The following is a 21,049-nucleotide window of genomic DNA, read 5'->3' as shown; positions in this document are numbered from 1 at the left end:
ACGCACGCACGATTCGTGGGTGTTCGCGCGGCCGCGTGCCGGGACCGGGCGGCGCGGCGTGGTCGGCCATCGCGTCAGTGGGCGGACCAGCCGCCGTCGAGCACGATGTTCGTCCCGGTGACGAAGCCGGCCGCGTCCGAGCAGAGGTAGGCGACGGCCTCGGCGACCTCCGGCGGCTCGAGCAGCCGCTTGATCGCCGAGCTGTGCAGCATGATCTCGCTGAGGACCTCGTCCTCGGACAGCCCGTGCACCCGGGCCTGGTCGGCGACCTGCAGCTCCACGAGCGGGGTCCGGACGTAGCCGGGGTTGACGCAGTTGCTGGTGACGCCGCGGGTCGCGCCCTCGAGCGCGAGCACCTTCGACAGGCCCTCGAGCCCGTGCTTGGCCGAGACATAGGCCGACTTGTAGGCGCTCGCCCGCAACCCGTGGGCGCTGGAGATGTGGACGACCCGGCCCCAGCCCCGCGCGTACATGTGCGGCAGCGCGGCCCGGGCGAGGAGGAACGGCGCCTCCAGCATGATCCGCAGGATCAGCGCGAACGTCTCCGGCGGGAAGTCCTCGACGGGGGCGACGTGCTGGATGCCCGCGTTGTTGACCAGGATGTCCGCCTCGAGCGTGAGATCGGCGAGCGCACCGGTGTCCGCGAGGTCGGCGACCCACGCCTCGCCGCCCACCTCCTCGGCGACCCGGCGTGCGCCGTCGGCGTCGCGGTCGCACACCACCACGTGTGCCCCGGCCGCGCCCAGGCGCCTGGCCACCGCCGCGCCGATGCCGCTGGCGGCGCCGGTGACCACGGCGCGCCTGCCCTCCAGCCCCATTCCTGTGCTCACGGAAGAACCGTACGGAGCGCGCCGTGCGCGCCCGATAGCCGCGCCGCACATACTTCCCGTCCCAGGGGTGTGGGCCAGCGACGTGCTCGCGGGAGGGGCGGGCGCCCCGGGCGCGCCCCCGGCGCGCCCCCGCCGACCGCCCCGGCGCGGCAGGATGGGCGGCATGAGCAGCCCCTACCTCGCCGGCCCCGGCCCCATCGCCCTCGCCCACCGCGGTGGCGGCGCCGAGGCCCCGGAGAACTCCCGGGCCGCCGTCGAGCACACGATCGGGCTGGGACTGGGGTACCTCGAGACGGACGTGCGGGCCACCTCCGACGGCGTGGTCGTCCTCTCGCACGACGCCACCGTCGACCGCGTGACCGACGGGACCGGTCCCGTGGCCGGGATGACGTGGGACCGGCTCTCGCGCCTGCGCGACCGCGGGGGCCAGCCGCTCCTGCGGCTCGACGAGCTCCTCGCGGACTATCCGGGCCTGCGGGTGAACATCGACGCGAAGGAGGACGCCGTCGCCCTGCCGCTGGTGCGCACCCTGCGCCGGGTCGGCGCCGCCGAGCGGGTCGCCCTGGCCTCGTTCTCCGACGCGCGGCTGGAGCGGCTCCGCGCGCTGGCGCCGGGGACCGCCACCAGCCTCGGCCGGCGCGCCGTCGCCCGGCTGCTCGGGGCGTCGCGGGCGCCGGGCCCCCCGGCGGCGCTGGCCCTGCGCCGCGTCCCCGGGCCGGACGAGGGCGCGGTCTGCGTGCAGGTGCCCGTGCGCTTCCGCGGCGTCCCGGTCGTCACGGCGCGGTTCGTGGCCGCCGCGCACCGGCACGGCCTGGCGGTGCACGTGTGGACGGTGGACGAGCCCGCGGAGATGACCCGGCTCCTGGACCTCGGCGTCGACGGCCTCGTCTCGGACCGCCCGCGGGTGCTCCGCGACGTGCTCGCCACGCGGGGGCCGTGGCACTAGCAGGGCGCCGACCTCGGCATTTACCGCATAGGCCAACCGGGATGGCGGCATGATGACCGCCATGACCTCTCCTGGGCGACGGGTGGACCCGCGCACGCGTCGCACCCTCGCGGCACTGCGCCGGGCGCTGACCGAGCTGGTCAGCCACACCCCGCTCAGCCAGATCACCGTGGCCGAGCTGTGCCGGACCGCGGGCGTCCACCGCACCACCTTCTACCAGCACTTCGACACCGTCGCCGAGGTCGCGGGGACCGTCGTCGGGCAGGTCCTCCGCGGCATCACCGCGCAGCGCCCGGCGGGGGAGGCCGACGGCCTCGTCGCCTACCGGCTGTGGCTCACGGCGCTCCTCGAGCACATGCAGGACAACCGGCAGATCTACGCCGGCCTGCTGGGCCCCGAGGGGGACCCGGGGCTGGTCCGCGCGGTGTGCGACGCGTTCGTGGCGCGCGCCGAGCATCACCTGAGGGCCGACGTCGAGCACGGGGCGGAGCTGGGCACGGACGCGGGGGTCGCCGCGCGGGTGCTCGGGTTCGCCTCCTGGGGCGCGGTCGAGGCCGTGCTCCTGCGCGGCGAGGACGCGGCGAGGATCGGCGTCGACGAGGTCGCGGCGGTGGCCGACGCGCTGCTCGGGGCGCTGCGGGAGCTGATCGCCGAGCCTGCCGCGGCGTGACGGGGCGCGCGGCCGCGGCATGACGCACGGCCCGGCCGCGCGCGGCGGCCCCGACAGCACAAGAGCCCCCGTCCTTCGACGAGGGCTCCGCGGTGCCCCCTACTGGATTCGAACCAGCGACCTTCTGCTCCGGAGGCAGACGCTCTATCCACTGAGCTAAAGGGGCGTGCACCCCTGCGGGCGCCTGACGATGTTATCAGCCGTTTGCCCCCTCCTTCACCTCCGCCCCGCGCTCGGCCGCTCCCCGGGCCGAGAAGAGGGGCGATCCCGCGCCGGGGAGACAGCGCACCGAGCGCGGCCCTAGCCTGGCCACGGGTGCCCGGCGAGACGCCGCGGCGCCGGAGGGAGAAGCAGATGAGCCACGCGCCGTCCGACGACCCGGCAGAGGCGCCGGACGGCCCCCACGGCGCGCCGGCCGGGCAGGGCGCCGGCGCCGCGCGGAGGTGGCTCGCCCCCGTCGTCGCCCTGGTCCTCGTCGTCCTCGTCGCGGCCGCGGCGATGGTGCTCCTCGGCCGGGACGGGGCCGGGCCCGCCGCCCCCGCGACGCCGACGCTCGCGCCCGCGGACGCCCCCTCGGCCCCGGGATCCGCCGCGGCGACCGCCGCGCCGTCGGCCGCGCCGACCGGGACCACCCGCACGGTCAGCCCCGACCCGCTCGAGCCGCGCATGGGCGCCGCGGTGGCCGGCACGGTCTTCACGCTCGCAGCCCCGGGGTGGGGCCCGGACACCGCCGCCACGGCTGCGGGCGCCCGCGAGGCCCTGGCCGGCACCTACACCGATGGCACCACGAACGTGCCCGTCACCGCGGCGGCCTTCGGCACGATCGAGGCGCAGGACGCCTACAGCGCGGCGCTGGTGGCCGACCTCGACGCCGCCGGAGCCACCAAGGGGGAGGAGGGCTCCGTCTATGTCGACGGCACCGGGCACTACTGGTACTACCTCCTCGAGGACGGCGTCACCGCCAGGCTCGTCTGGCGCACGGACGACGGCGTGGTCGTCACCCTGACCGGCCCCGGCAAGCCCCTCGCCGAGCTCTACAAGCACATGCCCCTGTGACGGGCGGCCACGTGCCCCTGTGACGGGCGGCCATGTACCCCTGTGACCGGCGGCGAGGCCGGACCCGCACCCGCCCGTGGCGGCCCGTTCTCGCCGCTGACTGGCCTGCGACTACCCTGTCCTGGTGACCCCAGCTGAACTTGCCGCCCTTATCCGCGCCGTCCTGCTCGACGCCGTCGCCGCCGGCGAGGTCGCCCTCGCCGCGGAGGACGTGCCGGAGCCCAAGGTCGAGCGGCCGCGCCAGCGCGAGCACGGCGACTGGGCCACCAACGTCGCGATGCAGCTCGCCAAGAAGGTCGGCACCAACCCGCGCGCCCTCGCCGAGCTCCTCGCCGCGCGCCTGACCGAGGCCGACGGCATCGCCGCCGCCGAGGTCGCCGGGCCGGGGTTCCTCAACATCCGCATCGAGGCGGGCGCGGCCGGCGAGCTCGCTCGCACCATCGTCGAGACCGGCGCCGGGTACGGGCACAACGACGCCCTCGCCGGCCACGTCATCAACATGGAGTTCGTCTCCGCGAACCCCACCGGGCCGCTGCACATCGGCCACACCCGGTGGGCGGCGCTCGGCGACGACCTCGTGCGCCTGCTCCGCGCCTCGGGCGCGACGGTCGCCCCGGAGTACTACGTCAACGACGCCGGCTCCCAGATGGCCAAGTTCGGCGCCTCGATCCTCGCCCGGGCCACCGGCACCGAGGTGCCGGAGGGCGGGTACCAGGGCGAGTACGTCGCCGAGCTGGCCGCCAAGGTCCTCGCCGAGCGCCCCGACCTGACCGAGCTGCCCCCGGGCGAGGCCGTCGCCGTCGCCCAGGAGCTCGGCTACCGCCTGCAGATGGCCGAGATCGAGCAGACGCTCGCCGACTTCAACGTCCACTTCGACGTGTGGTTCTCCGAGCGTGAGCTGCACGCCAACGGCGCCGTGAAGAACGCCGTGGAGCGCCTGCGCGAGCAGGGGCACGTCTTCGACGACGGCGGCGCCGTGTGGCTGCGCACCACCGACTTCTCCGACGACAAGGACCGGGTCATGGTCCGCGCCGACGGCACGCCGACCTACTTCGCCGCGGACGCCGCGTACTACCTGTCGAAGAAGGACCGCGGCTTCAACGAGAAGATCTACCTCCTCGGCGCCGACCACCACGGGTACGTGGGCCGGCTCAAGGCCATCGCGTCCTGCGCCGGCGACGACCCGGACACCAACATCGAGATCCTCATCGGGCAGCTCGTCTCCGTCTCCGGCGCGCGGATGAGCAAGCGCGCGGGCAACATCGTCGAGCTGCGCGACATCATCGAGTGGATCGGCACGGACCCGATCCGCTACTCCCTCGCCCGGTTCCCCGCCGACTCGCCCCTGACCCTCGACGGGGAGAAGCTCCGCGAGCAGAACCTCGACAACCCGGTCTACTACGTCCAGTACGCCCACGCGCGCACCCGCAACGTGTCGCTGAACGCGGCCGCGCACGGCGTCACCCGGGAGGACTTCGAGCCCGCGGCCCTCGACCACCCGGCCGACGCGGACCTCCTCGGCGTGCTCGGGCAGTTCCCCGGCGTCGTCGCGCACGCGGCGAAGACGCGCGAGCCGCACCGGGTCGCCCGGTACCTCGAACAGCTCGCCGCGGCCTACCACACCTGGTACGGGCAGACCCGGGTCACGCCCCGCGGGGACGCCCCGGTGGAGAGCTCGCACCGCGCCCGGCTGTGGCTCAACGACGCCACCACCCAGGTCCTCGTGAACGGGCTCGACCTGCTCGGCGTGAGCGCGCCGGAGCGGATGTGAGCGGCGCCCACGCCGCCGCGGCGCCCCAGGAGCTCGCCCGCACCGCCCCGGAGCCGGACGGCACCCCGGCCGGCGTCTGGTCCACCTCGGTGCGCCGCGGCGAGGACGGCGCCCTGAGCGTCGCCGGCGTCGACGTGCGCGCCATCGCCGCGGAGCACGGCACGCCCGCCTACGTCGTCGACGAGGCGGACCTGCGCGCCCGCGCCCGCGCCTTCGCCGTCGCCTTCGACGCCGCCTTCGCGCCCGCCGAGGGCCTCGCCGGCGCCGACGTGTACTACGCCGGCAAGGCGTTCCTCTCCGTCGCCGTCGCCCGCTGGGTGCACGAGGAGGGCCTGCGGATCGACACGTCCACCGGCGGCGAGCTCGCCGTGGCCCTGCGCGCGCAGGTCCCGGGCGCCCACATCGGCCTGCACGGCAACAACAAGTCCGCGGGCGAGATCGCCGCGGCGCTCACCCACGGCGTCGGGCGCCTCGTCGTGGACTCCCTGCCGGAGATCGAGAAGGTCGCGGCCGTAGCCGCCGAGCTCGGCGTGCGCGCTCCCGTCATGGTCCGCGTCACCACCGGGGTGCACGCCGGCGGGCACGAGTTCATCGCCACCGCGCACGAGGACCAGAAGTTCGGCCTGTCGCTGGCCTCCGGGGCGGCCCGGGCCGCCGTCGACGCGATCCTCGCCCACGAGGAGCTGGAGCTCGTGGGCCTGCACTCCCACATCGGCTCCCAGATCCTCGACCTGGCCGGCTTCGAGGTGGCAGCCCGCGCCATCCTCGGGCTGCGCGCCGAGATCGCCGCGGACACCGGCGTGCTGGTGGGGGAGGTCGACCTCGGCGGCGGGTACGGCATCGCCTACACCGGCACCGAGGGGGCGCCGAACGCGCCGGGGGCGGTCGCGGCCGCGCTCGCGGACGTCGTGCGCCGCGCCTGCGCCGACCTCGGCACGGCCCCGCCGCGGATCTCCGTCGAGCCCGGCCGCTCCGTCGTCGGACCCTCCGGCCTGACGCTGTACACCGTGGGCACGGTCAAGCCCGTCGCCCTCGACGACGGCGGGTCGCGCACGTACGTCAGCGTGGACGGCGGCATGAGCGACAACATCCGCCCCGCCCTGTACCAGGCGGACTACACCGCGGCGCTGGCCTCGCGCGCCTCCCGCGCGGAGCCGGTCACCGCCCGCGTGGTCGGCAAGCACTGCGAGAGCGGCGACATCGTCGTCCGGCACGTGGCGCTGCCCGGGGACGTCGCCGACGGCGACCTGCTCGCGGTGCCCGCCACCGGCGCCTACGGGCGCTCCATGGCGAGCAACTACAACATGGTTCCCCGCCCGCCCGTGCTGGCGGTGGACGACGGGACGGTCCGGGTGCTCGTGCGGCGCGAGACGGTCGACGACCTCCTGGCCCTCGACCTCGGCTGACCGCGCCGGGCGCCGTCCGTGGACACCGTCCGGGGCACCGGCCGGGCGCCCCCTATCCTGGCCGGGGCCCCGACCGCGGGTTCCGGACAGGCCCGGCTTCGACGAGAGGATCGACGGTGAGCACACCGACCCACGAGACGGCGCAGCGCCCAGGCGGCGTCGTGCGCATCGCCCTGCTGGGATGCGGCACGGTCGGCTCCCAGGTGGTGCGGCTGCTCCAGGAGCACGCCGACGACCTGGCCGCCCGCGCCGGCGCCCGCCTCGAGCTCGCCGGGATCGCCGTGCGCGACACCGCCGCCGAGCGGTCCCCGTGGGTGCCGCGCGAGCTCCTCACCGACGACGCGGCCTCGCTGGTGCGCACCGCCGACGTCGTCATCGAGCTCATCGGCGGCATCGAGCCCGTGCGTCCCCTCGTCCTCGCGGCCCTGGAGTCAGGCGCCACCGTCGTCACCGGCAACAAGGCGCTGCTCGCCGCCCACGGCCCCGAGCTGCACGCCGCCGCCGAGCGCAGCGGCGCGGACCTGTACTACGAGGCGGCCGTCGCGGGCGCGGTGCCGGTGGTCTACGGGCTCCGCGAGTCCCTCGCCGGCGACAACGTGAACGCGGTCCTCGGGATCGTCAACGGCACGACGAACTTCATCCTCGACGAGATGGCCACCCGCGGCCTCAGCTTCGACGACGCCCTCGCGCTGGCCCAGGAGCGCGGGTTCGCGGAGGCGGACCCCACCGCGGACGTCGACGGGCACGACGCCGCCGCCAAGGCCGCGATCCTCGCCTCCCTGGCCTTCCACACCCGGGTGAGCATCGACGACGTGCCCGTCACCGGCATCCGCGCCATCACCGCCGAGGACATGGCCGAGGCCCGCGAGTCCGGCCACGTCATCAAGCTCCTCGCCGTCGCCCGGCGTCTCGCCGACGACGGCACCCGCGGCATCAGCGTGCGCGTCTACCCCGCGCTGGTGCCCACCAGCCACCCGCTCGCCGCGGTGCACGGCGCCTTCAACGCCGTCCTCGTCGAGGCGGCCTCCGCCGGGACGCTGATGTTCTACGGCCAGGGCGCGGGCGGGGCCCCCACCGCCTCCGCCGTGCTCGGCGACGTCGTCGCCGCCGCCAGCCACAAGGTCCACGGCGGCAACGCGCCGCGCGAGTCCGTCTACGCCGCGCTGCCGCTGCTCACCCCGGAGCAGACGCCGGCCCGCACCCAGGTCCAGCTGCGCCTGGCCGACAAGCCCGGCACCCTCGCCAAGGTCGCCGGCGTCTACGGCGAGCAGGGCGTGTCCATCGAGAGCGTGCGGCAGACCGGCGCCAGCGACGGCGACGCCCGCATCACGATCATCAGCCACCTGGCCACCGAGGCCGCGCTGGAGCGAACGGTGGCGAAGCTGTCCGAGGAGCCTCGCGTCCGCGAGGTCGTGTCGGTGATGAGAGTCGAGGGAGTCTGATGGCGCACCTGTGGCGCGGAGTGATCGAGGAGTACCGGGACCGCCTGCCGATCGGCGAGGGCGACCCCGTCGTCACGCTCGGCGAGGGCGGCACGCCGCTGGTCAGCGCCCCGGTCCTGAGCGGGCGCACCGGCGCCGAGGTCTACGTCAAGGTCGAGGGCGCGAACCCGACGGGCTCGTTCAAGGACCGCGGCATGACCATGGCCATGTCCAAGGTCGCGGCGACGGGCATGAAGATGGTGGTGTGCGCGTCGACCGGCAACACCTCCGCGTCGGCGGCGGCCTACGCGGTCCGCGCCGGCCTCGGCTGCGCCGTCGTCCTGCCCGCGGGCAAGATCGCCGCCGGCAAGCTCGCCCAGGCGATCGTCCACGGCGCCACCCTCGTGGCGGTGGACGGCAACTTCGACGACTGCCTGCGCATCGTGCGGGAGATGGCGGAGACCTACCCGGTCGCCCTGGTCAACTCCGTGAACCCGTACCGCCTGCAGGGGCAGAAGACCGCCGCCTTCGAGGTGGTCGACGCCCTCGGTGACGCCCCGGACATCCACGTGCTCCCCGTGGGCAACGCCGGGAACATCTCCGCCTACTGGATGGGCTACAACGAGTACGCGGGCAGGGCGACGGCGGCCTCGGTCGACGACGCCGCCACCCGGCTCGCCCCCGTCGCCACGCGGACCCCGCAGATGTGGGGCGTGCAGGCCGAGGGCGCCGCGCCGTTCGTCAAGGGCGCGCCCGTGGAGTTCCCCGAGACCGTGGCCACCGCCATCCGCATCGGCAACCCCGCGTCGTGGTCGCTGGCCACGGCGGCCCGGGACGACTCCGGCGGGTGGATCGACGCCGTGAGCGACGCCCAGATCCTCGACGCGCAGGCGCTGCTCGCCGCCGAGGTCGGCGTCTTCGTCGAGCCGGCGTCGGCCGCCTCGGTCGCCGGGCTGCTCCAGGCCGCCGAGCGCGGCAAGGTGCCCGCCGGCGCGCGGGTCGTGTGCACGGTGACCGGCAACGGCCTCAAGGACACCGCGACCGCCCTCGGCGAGACGAAGGTCGCCCCGCAGGTCATCGCGCCCACGCTCGAGGCCGCCGTCGCGGCCCTCGGTCTCTGACCCGCGCGCGGCGGCGGCGATGCGGCTGGTGCGCGACCAGGTCCGGGTGCGGGTGCCGGCCACCTCGGCCAACCTCGGCCCCGGGTTCGACTCCCTCGGCCTGGCCCTGGGCGTGTGGGACGAGATCCGCGTGCGCGCGGTCGCGGGCCCGACGACGGTCCAGGTCACCGGCGAGGGCAGCGGGGACCTGCCCGATGGTGAGGCGCACCTCGTGGTGCGCGCCGTCCGGGCGGGCCTCGAGCACGCGGGCGCCCCGCAGGCCGGCCTCGAGCTGACCTGCCACAACGTCATCCCGCACGGGCGGGGCATGGGCTCCTCCGCCGCGGCGGTGGTGGCCGGCCTGCTGGCGGCGCGGGGCCTGGTGGGGGAGCCGGAGTCCCTCGACGACGCCGCCCTCCTGGCGCTGGCCAGCCGGATCGAGGGCCACCCGGACAACGCCGCGCCGGCGCTGCTCGGCGGGGCCACGGCCGCCTGGGTCGACGCGGCCGGCCCCCACGCGGCCCGGGTGCCCCTGCACGAGGGCTTCGCGCCCACGGTCCTCGTCCCCACGAACCAGCTGCTCACCCACACCGCCCGGGCCGTGCTGCCCGCCGAGGTGCCCCACCGGGAAGCCGCGTTCAACGTGGCGCGCACGGCGCTGCTCGTCCTCGCGCTCGGCGGGCAGAAGGACCTGCTCATGTCCGCCACGGAGGACCGGCTGCACCAGGGCTACCGCGCGGACGCCATGCGAGGCACGGCCGAGGCGGTCCGGCTGCTGCGCGAGGCGGGCTGGCCCGCGGTGATCTCGGGAGCGGGCCCCAGCGTGCTCGTGCTCGAGTCGCTCGACGACGCCACCGTCGCCCGGATCGAGGGCCACGGCTGGCGGGTCCTGCGCCCCGGCGTCCCGCGCACAGGTGCGCACCTGGTCTGAGCCGGCGATGGGGCGCGCGCCCGGCCCGGACCGGACCCTGGGACGAGGCTCGCGCCCGGTCCGCGGCGGGCGCCCGCCGCGCGTCGGACGCCCGCTCGCGCCCGGAATGAGGCGTGCCGCACGGTTGTTGCAAACGGTGAGCAGACGGGCGTATCTGCTGATAACATGACGATGCACCGACTCACTGCGGACGTCTTCCGCGCACCTGGGTGCGTCTACCGCGTCTGACAGACGGAGCATCGCCCCGACCGCCGCATCCAGATCTTGTGCTGCGTGCTTGAGTGGCCCCCCACAATCTCCAGCCGTCCTGGCTGGGACCTGAACGCCGTCCCCGCGTCCGCGTGAGGACGTTCACCGAGGGAAGGAACCTCGTGACCGAAATGATCGACGCCCCTGAGAGCGCGGGCCGCACGGCTGCCGCCCCCGCCTCCGGTGGCGGCTCGCTGACCACCATGCGCCTGCCCGAGCTGCAGGCCATGGCCGGCGAGATGGGCCTGAAGGGCACCACGAAGATGCGCAAGAGCGATCTGATCGCCGCCATCCGTGACGGCCGACGTGGCGCCCCAAGCGGGTCGGGCAGCGCGGGCGACGGCGCCGGCCGCACCGCCGAGACCGAGGGCCGCACGAGCAGCACCGCCGAGCCCGCGACCGAGACCCGTGCCCCCGCGAGCGGCGCCACCGCCCCCGCGAGCGGCGCCACCGCCCCCGCGAGCGGCGCCACCGCCCGCACCCGCAGGTCCAGCCGCGCCGCGTCCGCCGCCGCCGAGCCGGTCGCGCAGGCCGCCGAGCCGGCGGTACAGACCGCGCCCGCCGAGCGCGCCCACGACGAGACCGACGGGGCGCGGGCCGACCGCGCAGCCGCCGCCCCCGCCGACCGCGCGGAGGCACCCCGCACCCGGACCCGCGGCTCGCGCCGCGCCACCGCACCCGCGGGCACCGCCGCCGACGGCGCGGCCGCGCCCACCGCTGCGAGCACCCACGACGCCCAGGCCACCCACGACGACGCCAAGGAGGCCCTGAAGCGCGAGCTGCGCGAGAAGGCCGCCCTGGCCGCCGGCGCGGACGCCGGCCACGGCGAGAGCGAGGAGGAGCGGGCACGCCGCGCGCTCGACGCGGTCGGCGAGGCCGCCTCCCGCCGCCGGGGGGCCGACCACAACGAGCCCGGCCACGACCGCCGCGACGGCGGCCACCAGCAGACCGGCGCCCACCAGCCGGCCGGCCAGCAGCACACGCAGCAGCGCACCCGCCGCGAGGAGACCGAGGACGACCGTCGCGGCGGACGTCGGCGCAACCGCGACCGCAGCCGTGACCGCAAGCGCCGCGGCGGGGGCCGCGAGTTCTCCGGCTACGACGAGCCCGTCGAGATCGGCGAGGACGACGTCCTCCTGCCCGTCGCCGGCATCCTGGACGTGCTGGACAGCTACGCGTTCGTGCGCACCTCCGGCTACCTGCCCGGGCCGAACGACGTCTACGTCACCCTGAACCAGGTCAAGAAGAACGGCCTGCGCCGCGGCGACGCGATCACCGGGGCCGTGCGCCAGCCGCACGACGCCGACGTCAACGGCAGCACCCGCCAGAAGTTCAACGCCCTCGTGCGCCTGGACAGCATCAACGGCCAGAGCCTCGAGGACGCCCGCCGGCGCCCCGAGTTCAACAAGCTCACGCCGCTCTACCCCCAGGAGCAGCTGCGCCTGGAGACCACGCCCAAGGCCATCACGCCCCGCGTGATCGACCTCGTCGCCCCGATCGGCAAGGGTCAGCGCGGCCTGATCGTGTCCCCGCCCAAGGCCGGCAAGACGATCATCATGCAGCAGATCGCCAACGCCATCGCCGTGAACAACCCGCACGTCCACCTCATGGTGGTGCTCGTCGACGAGCGCCCCGAGGAGGTCACGGACATGGAGCGGATGGTCAAGGGCGAGGTCATCGCCTCCACCTTCGACCGTCCCGCCTCCGACCACACGATCGTGGCCGAGCTGGCGATCGAGCGGGCCAAGCGGCTGGTCGAGCTGGGCCAGGACGTCGTCGTGCTGCTGGACTCCATCACCCGGCTGTCCCGCGCCTACAACCTGGCCGCCCCGGCCTCCGGGCGCATCCTCTCGGGTGGCGTGGACGCCTCGGCGCTGTACCCGCCCAAGAAGTTCTTCGGCGCCGCCCGCAACATCGAGCACGGCGGCTCCCTGACCATCCTCGCCTCGGCGCTGGTGGAGACGGGCTCGAAGATGGACGAGGTGATCTTCGAGGAGTTCAAGGGCACGGGCAACATGGAGCTGCGGCTCTCGCGCTCGCTCGCCGACAAGCGCATCTTCCCGGCCGTGGACATCAACGCCTCCGGCACGCGCCGCGAGGAGCTGCTCATGGCCCCGGAGGAGCTCAAGATCGTCTGGAAGCTCCGCCGCGTCATGGGCGCGCTCGACCAGCAGCAGGCCATCGACCTGCTCCTGGGCAAGCTCCGCGAGACCGCGTCGAACGCGGAGTTCCTCATGACCGTCCAGAAGACCACCCCGAGCCCGACCCACGAGCCGGAGCTCGCGATCTACTGACGTCCCCGCCCACCGGCGGCCGCGGCGCCCACCCGGGCACGGCCGCCGGCGCGGGTGTGGGGAATGCGGGGCGCTCGTCCCGCGTTCCCACCCCCGGCCAGCATCTGGCACAATGTCTCGTCGGCTTCCGGTTCACGTACGCGCACCGCGTGCGACCCGGGGCACCCACGAACCTAGGAGAGAAATGAAGCAGGGCATCCACCCCGAGTACGTCACCACCACCGTGACGTGCACGTGCGGCAACACGTTCACCACGCACAGCACCGCCACCTCCGGCGAGATCCGCGCCGACGTGTGCAGCGCGTGCCACCCCTTCTACACCGGCAAGCAGAAGATCCTCGACACCGGTGGCCGCGTCGCCCGCTTCGAGGCCCGCTACGGCAAGAAGACGGCCAACTAGCACCCCTCAGGCGCCGGCGGTGACGCCGCGGACCCCGGTCCGCGGCTCCCGCCGGCGTCGTCGTATCTGCGCACGCCAGCCCCGCGGCCGGCCGATGGGAAGGACACCATGAGCGAGGACCTCGCGGCGATCGAGCCGCTGCTGGTCGAGCACGCCGAGATCGAGCGCGCGATGGCCGACCCGGCCGTCCACGCCGACGCCGGGCGGGCGCGCACCCTGGGCCGTCGCTATGCCGAGCTGGGCCGGATCGTGAACGCCTACCACGCGTGGCAGGGCGCCGAGGGCGACCTCGCCGCCGGCCGCGAGCTCGCCGAGTCCGACGAGGCCTTCGCCGAGGAGCTCCCCGCGCTGGAGGCCACCGCCGCGGCCGCTGCGGAGCACTACCACCGGGTCCTCGTGCCCGCGGACCCCGACGACGCACGCGACGTCATCCTCGAGATCAAGGCGGGGGAGGGCGGCGAGGAGTCCGCCCTGTTCGCCGGCGACCTGCTCCGGATGTACCTGCGCTACGCCGAGCGGGAGGGCTGGTCCACGCAGCTGATCACAGCCACCGAGTCCGACCTCGGCGGGTACAAGGACGTCTCGGTCGCCGTCAAGGCCAAGGGCACCGTCCAGGACCCGGCCGAGGGGGTGTGGGCCCACCTGAAGTACGAGGGCGGCGTCCACCGCGTCCAGCGGGTCCCCGTCACCGAGTCGCAGGGCCGCATCCACACCTCCGCCGCGGGCGTGCTCGTGCTGCCCGAGGTCGACGACCCGGGCGAGCTCGAGATCGACCAGAACGACCTGCGCATCGACATCTACCGGTCCTCCGGCCCGGGCGGGCAGAGCGTCAACACCACCGACTCGGCCGTGCGGATCACCCACCTGCCCACCGGCATCACCGTGTCGATGCAGAACGAGAAGTCCCAGCTGCAGAACCGGGAGCAGGGCATGCGCGTGCTGCGCGCGCGCCTCCTCGCCGCCCGGCAGGAGGAGGCCGCGGCCGCGGCGTCGGAGCAGCGCCGCTCGCAGGTCCGCACGGTGGACCGCTCCGAGCGCATCCGCACGTACAACTACCCCGAGAACCGCATCGCGGACCACCGCACCGGCTACAAGGCCTACAACCTGGACCACGTGCTCGACGGCGACCTCGGCCCCGTCATCGCGTCGGCCATCGAGATGGACGAGGCCGAGCGCCTCGCCGCCGCAGCCAGGCCCGCCGGGTCATGACGCCGGCCCCGACCCGGCCGGGCGCCGGGCCGGCGCCCGGCGCGCCCACCGTGCGCCAGGCCGTCGCGGGTGCCGCGCTCGTCCTGGCCGAGGCCGGCGTGCCCTCGCCCGACGTCGACGCGCGCCTGCTCGCCGAGCACGTCCTCGGCCGCTCGTTGTTCCGCGTCCCCGCCACCGCCACGTTCGCGGACCTGGCCGCGCCGGGGGAGGAGGCCTCCCTCCAGGCTCGCTACGCCGGGCTCGTCGACCGGCGGCGGCGGCGCGAGCCGCTCCAGCACATCACCGGCGAGATGGCGTTCCGGTACCTCCTCCTCGAGGCCGCGCCCGGGGCGTTCATCGTGCGGCCGGAGACCGAGACCGTCGCCCAGGTCGCCGTCGACGCCGCCGCCGCGGGGGCCCGCGCCGGCCGGGCCCCCGTGGTCGTCGACCTGTGCACGGGCTCCGGCGCCATCGCGCTGGCCGTGGCCACCGAGGTGCCCGCGGCCCACGTCCACGCCGTCGAGATCTCGCCCGACGCGCACCTCGTCGCCGCCCGCAACGTCGCGCGGCTCGCGCCGCGGGTCCACCTCGTCCTCGGCGACGCCGCCACCGCGCTGCCCGAGCTCGACGGCACGGTCGACGTCGTCGTCTCGAACCCGCCCTACATCCCGCCCGACGCCGTGCCCCGCGAGGTCGAGGTGCGCGAGCACGACCCGGACCTCGCCCTCTACGGCGGCGGCGCGGACGGCCTCGACGTGCCGCGCGCCGTCATGGCGGCCGCCGCGCGGCTGCTGGCCCCGGGCGGGCTGTTCGTCATGGAGCACGCGGAGGTCCAGGCCGACGCCGCGCGCCGGGCCGCCGCCGCCGCGGGGCTGGTCGAGGTCACCACCGGGCGGGACCTGTCCGGCCGCGACCGGTACGTCACCGCCCGCCGCCCGGGCTGAGACCGCCCGGCGCGCCGGCACCGCCCGCGGCCGGCGCGGCCCCCGCCCGCCGCGCCGGCCGGCGCGCGAGCCGTCGGGCGAGGACCCACCCGAGGGCAACGCCCGCCACGTCGGCGACGACGTCGAGCGGATCGCCCGAGCGCCCCGCGAGCAGGAGGTGCTGGACCAGCTCGCTCACGACCGCGTGGGCGAGGCCGAAGCCGACCACGAGCCGGGCCCGCAGCCCCGCGCGCAGCCCGGCCACCGTCACGGCCCCGAAGACGGCCGCGTGCACGACCTTGTCCACGCCCGGCACGCCGGTGCCCGCCGAGGGCACCTCGGGCAGGTAGAGGACGACCAGCTGGACCACGAGCGCCACCGCCAGCGCGAGCAGCGGGCCACGGCGACCGGCGGCGGCCCGGGGACCGGGGGCGCGAGCGGCAGTCATCGAGGGGCAGGATGTCACGTCCACCCCGGCGCCGTGGGAGACTCGCACGGTGACTGTGTACGACTGTCAGGACGCCGGGGAACGAAGCGCCGGTCTCGACGAGGCGGTCAACGCCCTCGGACGCGGGGCCCTCGTGGTGCTCCCCACGGACACCGTCTACGGCATCGCCGCGGACGCCTTCGACCCGCGCGCGGTGGCGGCGCTCCTCGCCGCCAAGGGCCGCGGGCGCCAGATGCCGCCGCCCGTGCTCGTCGGCACCCCCGGCACGCTGGACGGCCTCGCGACCGAGGTCCCCGCCGTCGTGCGGGACCTCGTGGCCGCCTTCTGGCCCGGTCCGCTGACCATCATCTGCCTCGCCCAGCCGTCCCTCGCGTGGGACCTCGGCGACACCGACGGCACCGTCGCGCTGCGGATGCCCGCCGACGAGACGGCGCTGGCGCTGCTGCGCCGCACCGGCCCCCTCGCCGTCTCCAGCGCCAACCTCACCGGCAAGCCCTCCGCGCACACCGCGTCCAAGGCGCTGGAGTACTTCGGCGACACGGTCGCCGTCTACCTCGACGGCGGTCGGGCCGGCGGGGGCACCGCCTCGACCATCATCGACGCCACCGCCGAACGCCTGACCATCCTGCGCCAGGGCGCCCTGAGCCGCGCCGAGCTGGCGGCCGTCGCCCCCGAGCTCGCCGAGGAGGACGCCGCGGACGCGGCCTCGACCGGCGGGCAGGCCGACGCCGGCGCGACGCCGGTGGACGAGCGGGCCGTGCCGGCCGGGGAGGGTGACGGCCCGCGGTGAGGGTCTACCTGCTCGTCATGCTGGTCGCGGCGGCGGTCACGTTCCTGACCACGCCGCTGGTGCGCCGCTTCGCCCACGTGACCCGGGCGCTGACGCCGGTGCGCGCGCGCGACGTGCACACCGTGCCCACCCCCCGCCTGGGGGGTGTGGCCATGCTCGCCGGCCTCGCCGTCTCCCTGCTCGTCGCCTCGCGGGTGCCGTTCCTGCACGGCGTCTTCCACGACACCTCCATGGCGTGGGGCATCCTCGCCGGTGCGACGCTCGTGTGCCTCCTCGGCGTCGCGGACGACATCTGGGACCTGGACTGGATGACCAAGCTCGTCGGCCAGGTCCTCGCCGCCGGCGTCATGGCGTGGCAGGGCGTCCAGCTCATCACGTTCCCCGTCTTCGGCCTGACCATCGGTTCGAGCAGGCTCTCCCTGATCACCACCGTGCTGGTGGTCGTGGTGGCCATCAACGCGGTGAACTTCGTCGACGGCCTCGACGGCCTCGCCGCGGGGATGATCGCGATCGGCGGCACGGCGTTCTTCGCCTACACGTACCTGCTCACCCGCGACGCCTCGCCCGGCAACTACTCGAACCTCGCCACCGCCGTCATCGCGGCGCTCGTGGGCGTGTGCATCGGGTTCCTGCCCCACAACTTCAACCCGGCGAAGATCTTCATGGGGGACTCCGGCTCGATGCTGCTGGGCCTCACCGTCGCGGGCGCCGCGATCGTGGTCACGGGCCAGATCGACCCGGCGGCCGTCTCCACCGAGCAGGTCCTGCCCGCGTACGTCCCGATCCTCCTGCCCGTCGCGGTGCTGCTCATGCCCCTGCTCGACATGACCATGGCCGTGTCCCGGCGGCTGCGGGCCGGCCAGTCACCGTTCCAGCCCGACCGCATGCACCTCCACCACCGCCTCCTCGCCCTCGGGCACAGCCACCGCCGGGCGGTGCTGATCATGTACCTGTGGACGGCGGTGTTCGCCTTCACTGCGGTGGGACTGGCCTTCCTCCCGACGGCGGGGGTCGCCGTCGGCGCGGTGCTCGCCGTGGCCCTCGCGGCCGTCATCACCTACAACCAGCTCCCCGGCCTGCGCCGGGGGCACTCGGAGCCGGACCTGGCCGGGCCGGACGTGGTCGGCGCCGACCGCGCCCCCGACCCCGCCGACCGCGCCCCCGACCCCGCCGACCGCGCGCCCGACCCCGCCGTGACCACGCCGGACCGAGCCGCTCCCGGCCGCGAGACGACCCCCGGTCGCGCCGCGCCGGGCGGGTTCCGCCCGGCCGACCACCAGACCCCCCGCCCGGCGGGCCCGCGACCCGCGGCGGCCCACGCCGGGCCCGCACGGCCCTTCGCCACCCATGACCGTCAGGCGGCCACCGCGCCGCCCAAGCACGAGGACCCCCGATGAACGAGACCGCCGCCGCCACCCGCGCGATGTTCCGCCTCGTCCTGCGGAGGCTGGCGCTCCTCGTCGTCGTCCTCGCCGTCGTCGGCGGCGGGGTGGGCTACCTCGTCGCCGGGGCCGCCGGGCTGTGGGGCGCGCTCATGGGCGCCGGCGTCGCCGCGCTGTTCATGATGGGCACGGCGGCGACGGCGCTCGTCACGGCGGACAAGCCGCTCCACGTCGCCAGCGCGGCCGGCATGGCCGGCTGGCTCGCGAAGATCGTGGTCCTGTTCGTCGCGCTCGTCCTCATCCGCGACAAGGACTTCTTCTCGCCCGGGACGTTCTTCGTGGTGCTCGTCCTCGCGATCATGGGGTCGTTCGCCATCGAGGCCAGCGCCGCCCTGCGCTCGCGCGTGCCCACGGTCGAGCCCGCGGCCGCCGCGCCCCGGGACCCCGACGCGAGCTGAGCGGGGACACGTGCGTGGCTCCGCGCCCTCATGTGCGCGACCGGCCCGCGTCGTCCGCCGCCGTTGTGCGGTCACGGGCCGCGCCGCGACCGCGGGCCGTGGTCGGTGCCACGAGGAAATTACGTTAGGCTCATGCCCGACCCCAGCACCGGCCGTTCGTCGGGCGTGCTCCGGGGGAATCGTGAGTGCCGGAACCGACCACAGGGGGACGTCCTGTCTGTCCAATCTCTCCTGACGCTCACCACCCAGGCGGACATCGTCGCCGCCGAGGGTGGTAGCGGCTTCCACGGACCCTCCTTGGCCGACTTCTTCCCGGCGCCGATCCTGTTCGAGGGCACCGTCTTCGAGTTCAACCGGATCACGCTGGTGCGGCTGATCGCCACCGCGGTGCTCGTGCTGCTTTTCTGGCTCGCCGCCCGCAGCCCGAAGCTCGTGCCCAGCCGGGGGCAGTCCCTCGGCGAGATGGCAATCGACTTCGTCCGCACGAACATCGCCGAGGAGTCCCTCGGCAAGGAGCTGGGGCGCAGGTACGCCCCGCTGCTCATCGTCATCTTCTTCGGCGTCTTCGCCATGAACATCACCGGCGTCATCCCGTTCCTCAACATCGCGGGCAGCTCCGTGATCGGCCTGCCGCTGATCTTCGCGGTCATCGCCTACGTCGCGTTCATCGGCGCCGGCATCAAGGCGCACCATGGCGGCGGCCACTTCCTCAAGTCCCAGCTCTTCCCGCCGGGCGTGCCGTGGCCGGTGTACATCCTGCTGACGCCGATCGAGTTCTTCTCGACGTTCATCCTGCGGCCGCTGACGCTGACCGTCCGTCTCATGGCGAACATGCTCGCCGGGCACCTGCTGCTCGTCCTGTGCTTCGCGGCCACGAGCTTCTTCTTCTTCGAGGTAGCGAGCGGGCTGTCCGTGGTGGGCGTCGTGACCCTGGCCGCCGGCTTCGCGTTCACGATCCTCGAGATCTTCATCGCGTTCCTGCAGGCGTACATCTTCGCGCTCCTCACCGCCGTCTACATCCAGCTGTCGGTCGAGTCCCACTGAACCTCGCGGCGTGCCCCCAGCCCGCCGCGGTGAACCCCACGACGAACCGGGAGTGACCCGGTTTGCACTACGGAAGGAAATCCTCCGAATGATCACCGGAAGCATCGCCACCGTCGGTTACGGTCTTGCGGCCATCGGTCCCGGCATCGGCATGGGCATCCTCGTCGGCAAGACGCAGGAGTCGCTGGCCCGTCAGCCTGAGCTCGCCGGCCCGCTCCGCGTCAACATGTTCATCGGTATCGCCCTCATCGAGGCGCTGGCCCTCATCGGCCTGGCCGCCGGCTTCGTCTTCGCGTGATGGTTGCCACCGACCGGGTGCTGGCTGCGGGGGAGCACAACGTCCTCCTGCCGGCCAGCTACGACATCCTCTGGTCGGCCGTCTGCGTCGTCGTCATCGCATTCTTCCTGCTGAAGTACGCCGTGCCGCGGCTGGCCGGCATGCTCGACGAGCGCGCCGCGAAGATCGAGGCGGGCCTGGCGCAGGCCGAGGAGGCCCAGCGGGCCGCGGCCGACGCCGAGGCGCAGATCGCCGAGGAGATCGGCCAGGCGCGCCGCGAGGCAGCCGCCGTCCGCGAGCAGGCCCAGGAAGAGGGCAAGCAGATCGTGGTGGAGGCCCGGGCGAAGGCCCAGGGCGAGGCAGACCGCGTCACGGCCGGCGCGCAGCGCCAGATCGAGGCAGACCGTCAGGCCGCCCAGATCTCGCTGCGCACCGACGTGGGCATGCTCGCCAGCGAGCTGGCCTCGCGCATCGTCGGCGAGTCCGTCGCCGACCAGGCCCTTCAGTCGCGCGTCATCGACCGCTTCCTCGACGAGCTCGAGGCGCAGACGGCGGCCGAGGGCGCTACGGCAAACGTGCAGGAGGCGTGATGCGGGCGAGCAGCCAGGCGGCGCTCGACCAGGCGGTGGAGCGGTGGGAGCCGGTCCTGCGCCAGGTGGGGGAGCGCTCGCGCGACCTCGGTGAGCAGCTCTTCGCCGTCGTCGACATCCTCGACGGCTCCGCCGCGCTGCGCCGCGCCCTCACCGACCCCTCGCGGCCGGGCGAGGACAAGGCGCGGCTCGCCGCGGCGGTCCTCGGTGGCCGGGTCGACCCCGAGGTCGTGGACCTCGTCGCCGGCCTCGTGCGCGAGCGCTGGTCCGACGCCGGCGACCTCGCGGAGGCCGTCGAGGCCGTCGCGGTGACGTCCGTGCTGGCCGCCGCCGAGCGCGGTGGCCGGCTGGAGACCGTCGAGGACGAGACCTACCGCCTCGTGCGGATGCTCGCCGACGAGCGCGAGCTGCGCATGGCGGTCGAGGACCGTGGCACCGCCCCCGAGCGGCGCGCGGCCCTCATGGACGCCGTGCTCGGCGGCAAGGTCGTCGAGGAGACCCTCGTCCTCGCCGTGCGTGCGGCGAGGTCGCTGCGCCGCCGGTCGGTCACGGCCGCGCTCCGCGGGGTCACCGAGCTGGCCGCGGAGCGCCGCAAGCACCTGGTGGCCTCGGTCACCTCCGCCGTGCCGCTGACGAACGCGCAGATCGACCGCCTCGGCGACATCCTGAGCCGTTCCTACGGCACGCCGGTCGAGGTGCACGTGGGTCTCGACCCCGAGCTCGTCGGCGGCGTGCGTGTGCAGGTCGGCGACGACGTCATCGACGGCACGCTGGCGACCCGCCTGGCCGACGCCCGCCGCCGGCTCGCCGGCTGAGGCCGCACAGAACCTGACCGACCATGAACGACCGGCCGCAGCTGAGCGGCCAACAGAAGC

21 protein-coding genes and 1 tRNA gene are annotated in these 21,049 nt (G+C 74.9%); 19 read left to right on the top strand and 3 right to left on the bottom strand.

Annotated features, from left to right (window positions below; translation table 11 throughout):
• Positions 1–74: 74 nt before the first annotated feature.
• On the bottom strand, positions 75–818 hold the full coding sequence (locus EJK16_RS17705) for a 3-hydroxybutyrate dehydrogenase (protein WP_127131979.1): 744 nt from the start codon (positions 816–818) through the stop codon (positions 75–77).
• A gap of 175 nt (positions 819–993) precedes the next feature.
• On the opposite strand from EJK16_RS17705, the gene EJK16_RS17700 reads away from it, so the two are divergent.
• Together EJK16_RS17700 and EJK16_RS17695 are read left to right on the top strand one after the other, a co-directional pair.
• Positions 994–1,776 carry a glycerophosphodiester phosphodiesterase gene (locus EJK16_RS17700; RefSeq protein ID WP_205739827.1) on the top strand — a complete coding sequence of 261 codons (783 nt, stop codon included), beginning with the start codon at positions 994–996 and terminating at the stop codon, positions 1,774–1,776.
• Between the two features lie 61 nt (positions 1,777–1,837).
• Entirely contained in the window at positions 1,838–2,446 is a 609-nt protein-coding gene (locus EJK16_RS17695) for a TetR/AcrR family transcriptional regulator (protein ID WP_127131749.1), read from the top strand.
• Positions 2,447–2,539: 93 nt separating this feature from the next.
• Here EJK16_RS17695 and EJK16_RS17690 read toward each other — a convergent pair.
• A tRNA-Arg gene (locus tag EJK16_RS17690) sits at positions 2,540–2,612 on the bottom strand.
• Positions 2,613–2,800: 188 nt separating this feature from the next.
• Here EJK16_RS17690 and EJK16_RS17685 point away from each other — a divergent pair.
• The 10 genes from EJK16_RS17685 (at position 2,801) to prmC (ending at position 15,206) form a co-directional block, all read left to right on the top strand.
• Positions 2,801–3,502: a hypothetical protein gene (locus EJK16_RS17685; protein ID WP_127131747.1), complete on the top strand. Its 702-nt coding sequence runs from the start codon at positions 2,801–2,803 to the stop codon at positions 3,500–3,502.
• 124 nt (positions 3,503–3,626) lie between these two features.
• On the top strand, positions 3,627–5,273 hold the full coding sequence (gene argS, locus EJK16_RS17680) for an arginine--tRNA ligase (RefSeq protein ID WP_127131745.1): 1,647 nt from the start codon (positions 3,627–3,629) through the stop codon (positions 5,271–5,273).
• Positions 5,270–6,679, top strand: a complete 1,410-nt coding sequence (gene lysA / locus EJK16_RS17675) for a diaminopimelate decarboxylase (protein WP_127131743.1) — start codon at positions 5,270–5,272, stop codon at positions 6,677–6,679. The genes argS and lysA overlap by 4 nt, the downstream gene beginning before the upstream one ends.
• Before the next feature lie 116 nt (positions 6,680–6,795).
• Complete coding sequence (locus EJK16_RS17670) at positions 6,796–8,121, top strand: homoserine dehydrogenase (protein ID WP_205739826.1); 1,326 nt, start codon at positions 6,796–6,798, stop codon at positions 8,119–8,121.
• The gene (gene thrC, locus EJK16_RS17665; protein ID WP_127131741.1) at positions 8,121–9,221 is read left to right on the top strand and encodes a threonine synthase; all 1,101 of its coding nucleotides are present in this window, start codon (positions 8,121–8,123) and stop codon (positions 9,219–9,221) included. The genes EJK16_RS17670 and thrC overlap by 1 nt, the downstream gene beginning before the upstream one ends.
• A gap of 19 nt (positions 9,222–9,240) precedes the next feature.
• A complete protein-coding gene (thrB, locus tag EJK16_RS17660) occupies positions 9,241–10,131 on the top strand; it encodes a homoserine kinase (RefSeq protein WP_127131739.1) in 891 nt (296 codons plus the stop codon).
• Between the two features lie 380 nt (positions 10,132–10,511).
• The gene (rho, locus tag EJK16_RS17655; protein WP_127131973.1) at positions 10,512–12,674 is read left to right on the top strand and encodes a transcription termination factor Rho; all 2,163 of its coding nucleotides are present in this window, start codon (positions 10,512–10,514) and stop codon (positions 12,672–12,674) included.
• 184 nt (positions 12,675–12,858) lie between these two features.
• Positions 12,859–13,074, top strand: coding sequence for a 50S ribosomal protein L31 (gene rpmE / locus EJK16_RS17650; protein ID WP_127131737.1), 216 nt, complete (start codon positions 12,859–12,861; stop codon positions 13,072–13,074).
• Positions 13,075–13,182: 108 nt separating this feature from the next.
• Positions 13,183–14,283: a peptide chain release factor 1 gene (gene prfA / locus EJK16_RS17645; RefSeq protein ID WP_127131735.1), complete on the top strand. Its 1,101-nt coding sequence runs from the start codon at positions 13,183–13,185 to the stop codon at positions 14,281–14,283.
• Complete coding sequence (gene prmC / locus EJK16_RS17640) at positions 14,280–15,206, top strand: peptide chain release factor N(5)-glutamine methyltransferase (protein ID WP_127131733.1); 927 nt, start codon at positions 14,280–14,282, stop codon at positions 15,204–15,206. The genes prfA and prmC overlap by 4 nt, the downstream gene beginning before the upstream one ends.
• Here prmC and EJK16_RS17635 read toward each other — a convergent pair.
• Entirely contained in the window at positions 15,184–15,633 is a 450-nt protein-coding gene (locus EJK16_RS17635) for a VanZ family protein (protein ID WP_127131731.1), read from the bottom strand. The two genes, prmC and EJK16_RS17635, sit on opposite strands and share 23 nt — an antisense overlap.
• A gap of 55 nt (positions 15,634–15,688) precedes the next feature.
• Between EJK16_RS17635 and EJK16_RS17630 the strand changes: the two genes are divergently transcribed.
• The 7 genes from EJK16_RS17630 (at position 15,689) to EJK16_RS17600 (ending at position 20,989) form a co-directional block, all read left to right on the top strand.
• Complete coding sequence (locus tag EJK16_RS17630) at positions 15,689–16,423, top strand: L-threonylcarbamoyladenylate synthase (protein WP_370276102.1); 735 nt, start codon at positions 15,689–15,691, stop codon at positions 16,421–16,423.
• Complete coding sequence (locus tag EJK16_RS17625; RefSeq protein WP_127131727.1) at positions 16,420–17,820, top strand: MraY family glycosyltransferase; 1,401 nt, start codon at positions 16,420–16,422, stop codon at positions 17,818–17,820. The genes EJK16_RS17630 and EJK16_RS17625 overlap by 4 nt, the downstream gene beginning before the upstream one ends.
• Entirely contained in the window at positions 17,817–18,263 is a 447-nt protein-coding gene (locus EJK16_RS17620) for a hypothetical protein (RefSeq protein WP_127131725.1), read from the top strand. Before EJK16_RS17625 ends, EJK16_RS17620 begins: the two co-directional genes overlap by 4 nt.
• 231 nt (positions 18,264–18,494) lie before the next feature.
• A complete protein-coding gene (gene atpB / locus EJK16_RS17615) occupies positions 18,495–19,307 on the top strand; it encodes a F0F1 ATP synthase subunit A (RefSeq protein WP_370276100.1) in 813 nt (270 codons plus the stop codon).
• 88 nt (positions 19,308–19,395) lie between these two features.
• Entirely contained in the window at positions 19,396–19,605 is a 210-nt protein-coding gene (gene atpE, locus EJK16_RS17610) for a F0F1 ATP synthase subunit C (RefSeq protein ID WP_164737404.1), read from the top strand.
• A complete protein-coding gene (locus EJK16_RS17605) occupies positions 19,605–20,174 on the top strand; it encodes a F0F1 ATP synthase subunit B (RefSeq protein WP_127131721.1) in 570 nt (189 codons plus the stop codon). Before atpE ends, EJK16_RS17605 begins: the two co-directional genes overlap by 1 nt.
• On the top strand, positions 20,174–20,989 hold the full coding sequence (locus EJK16_RS17600) for a F0F1 ATP synthase subunit delta (protein WP_127131719.1): 816 nt from the start codon (positions 20,174–20,176) through the stop codon (positions 20,987–20,989). The genes EJK16_RS17605 and EJK16_RS17600 overlap by 1 nt, the downstream gene beginning before the upstream one ends.
• The last annotated feature ends 60 nt before the right edge of the window (positions 20,990–21,049 follow it).

Source organism: Georgenia sp. SYP-B2076, assembly GCF_003991205.1.
Taxonomy (GTDB): Bacteria; Actinomycetota; Actinomycetes; order Actinomycetales; family Actinomycetaceae; genus Georgenia.
This window is presented reverse-complemented; position numbering and strand designations above follow the sequence as displayed.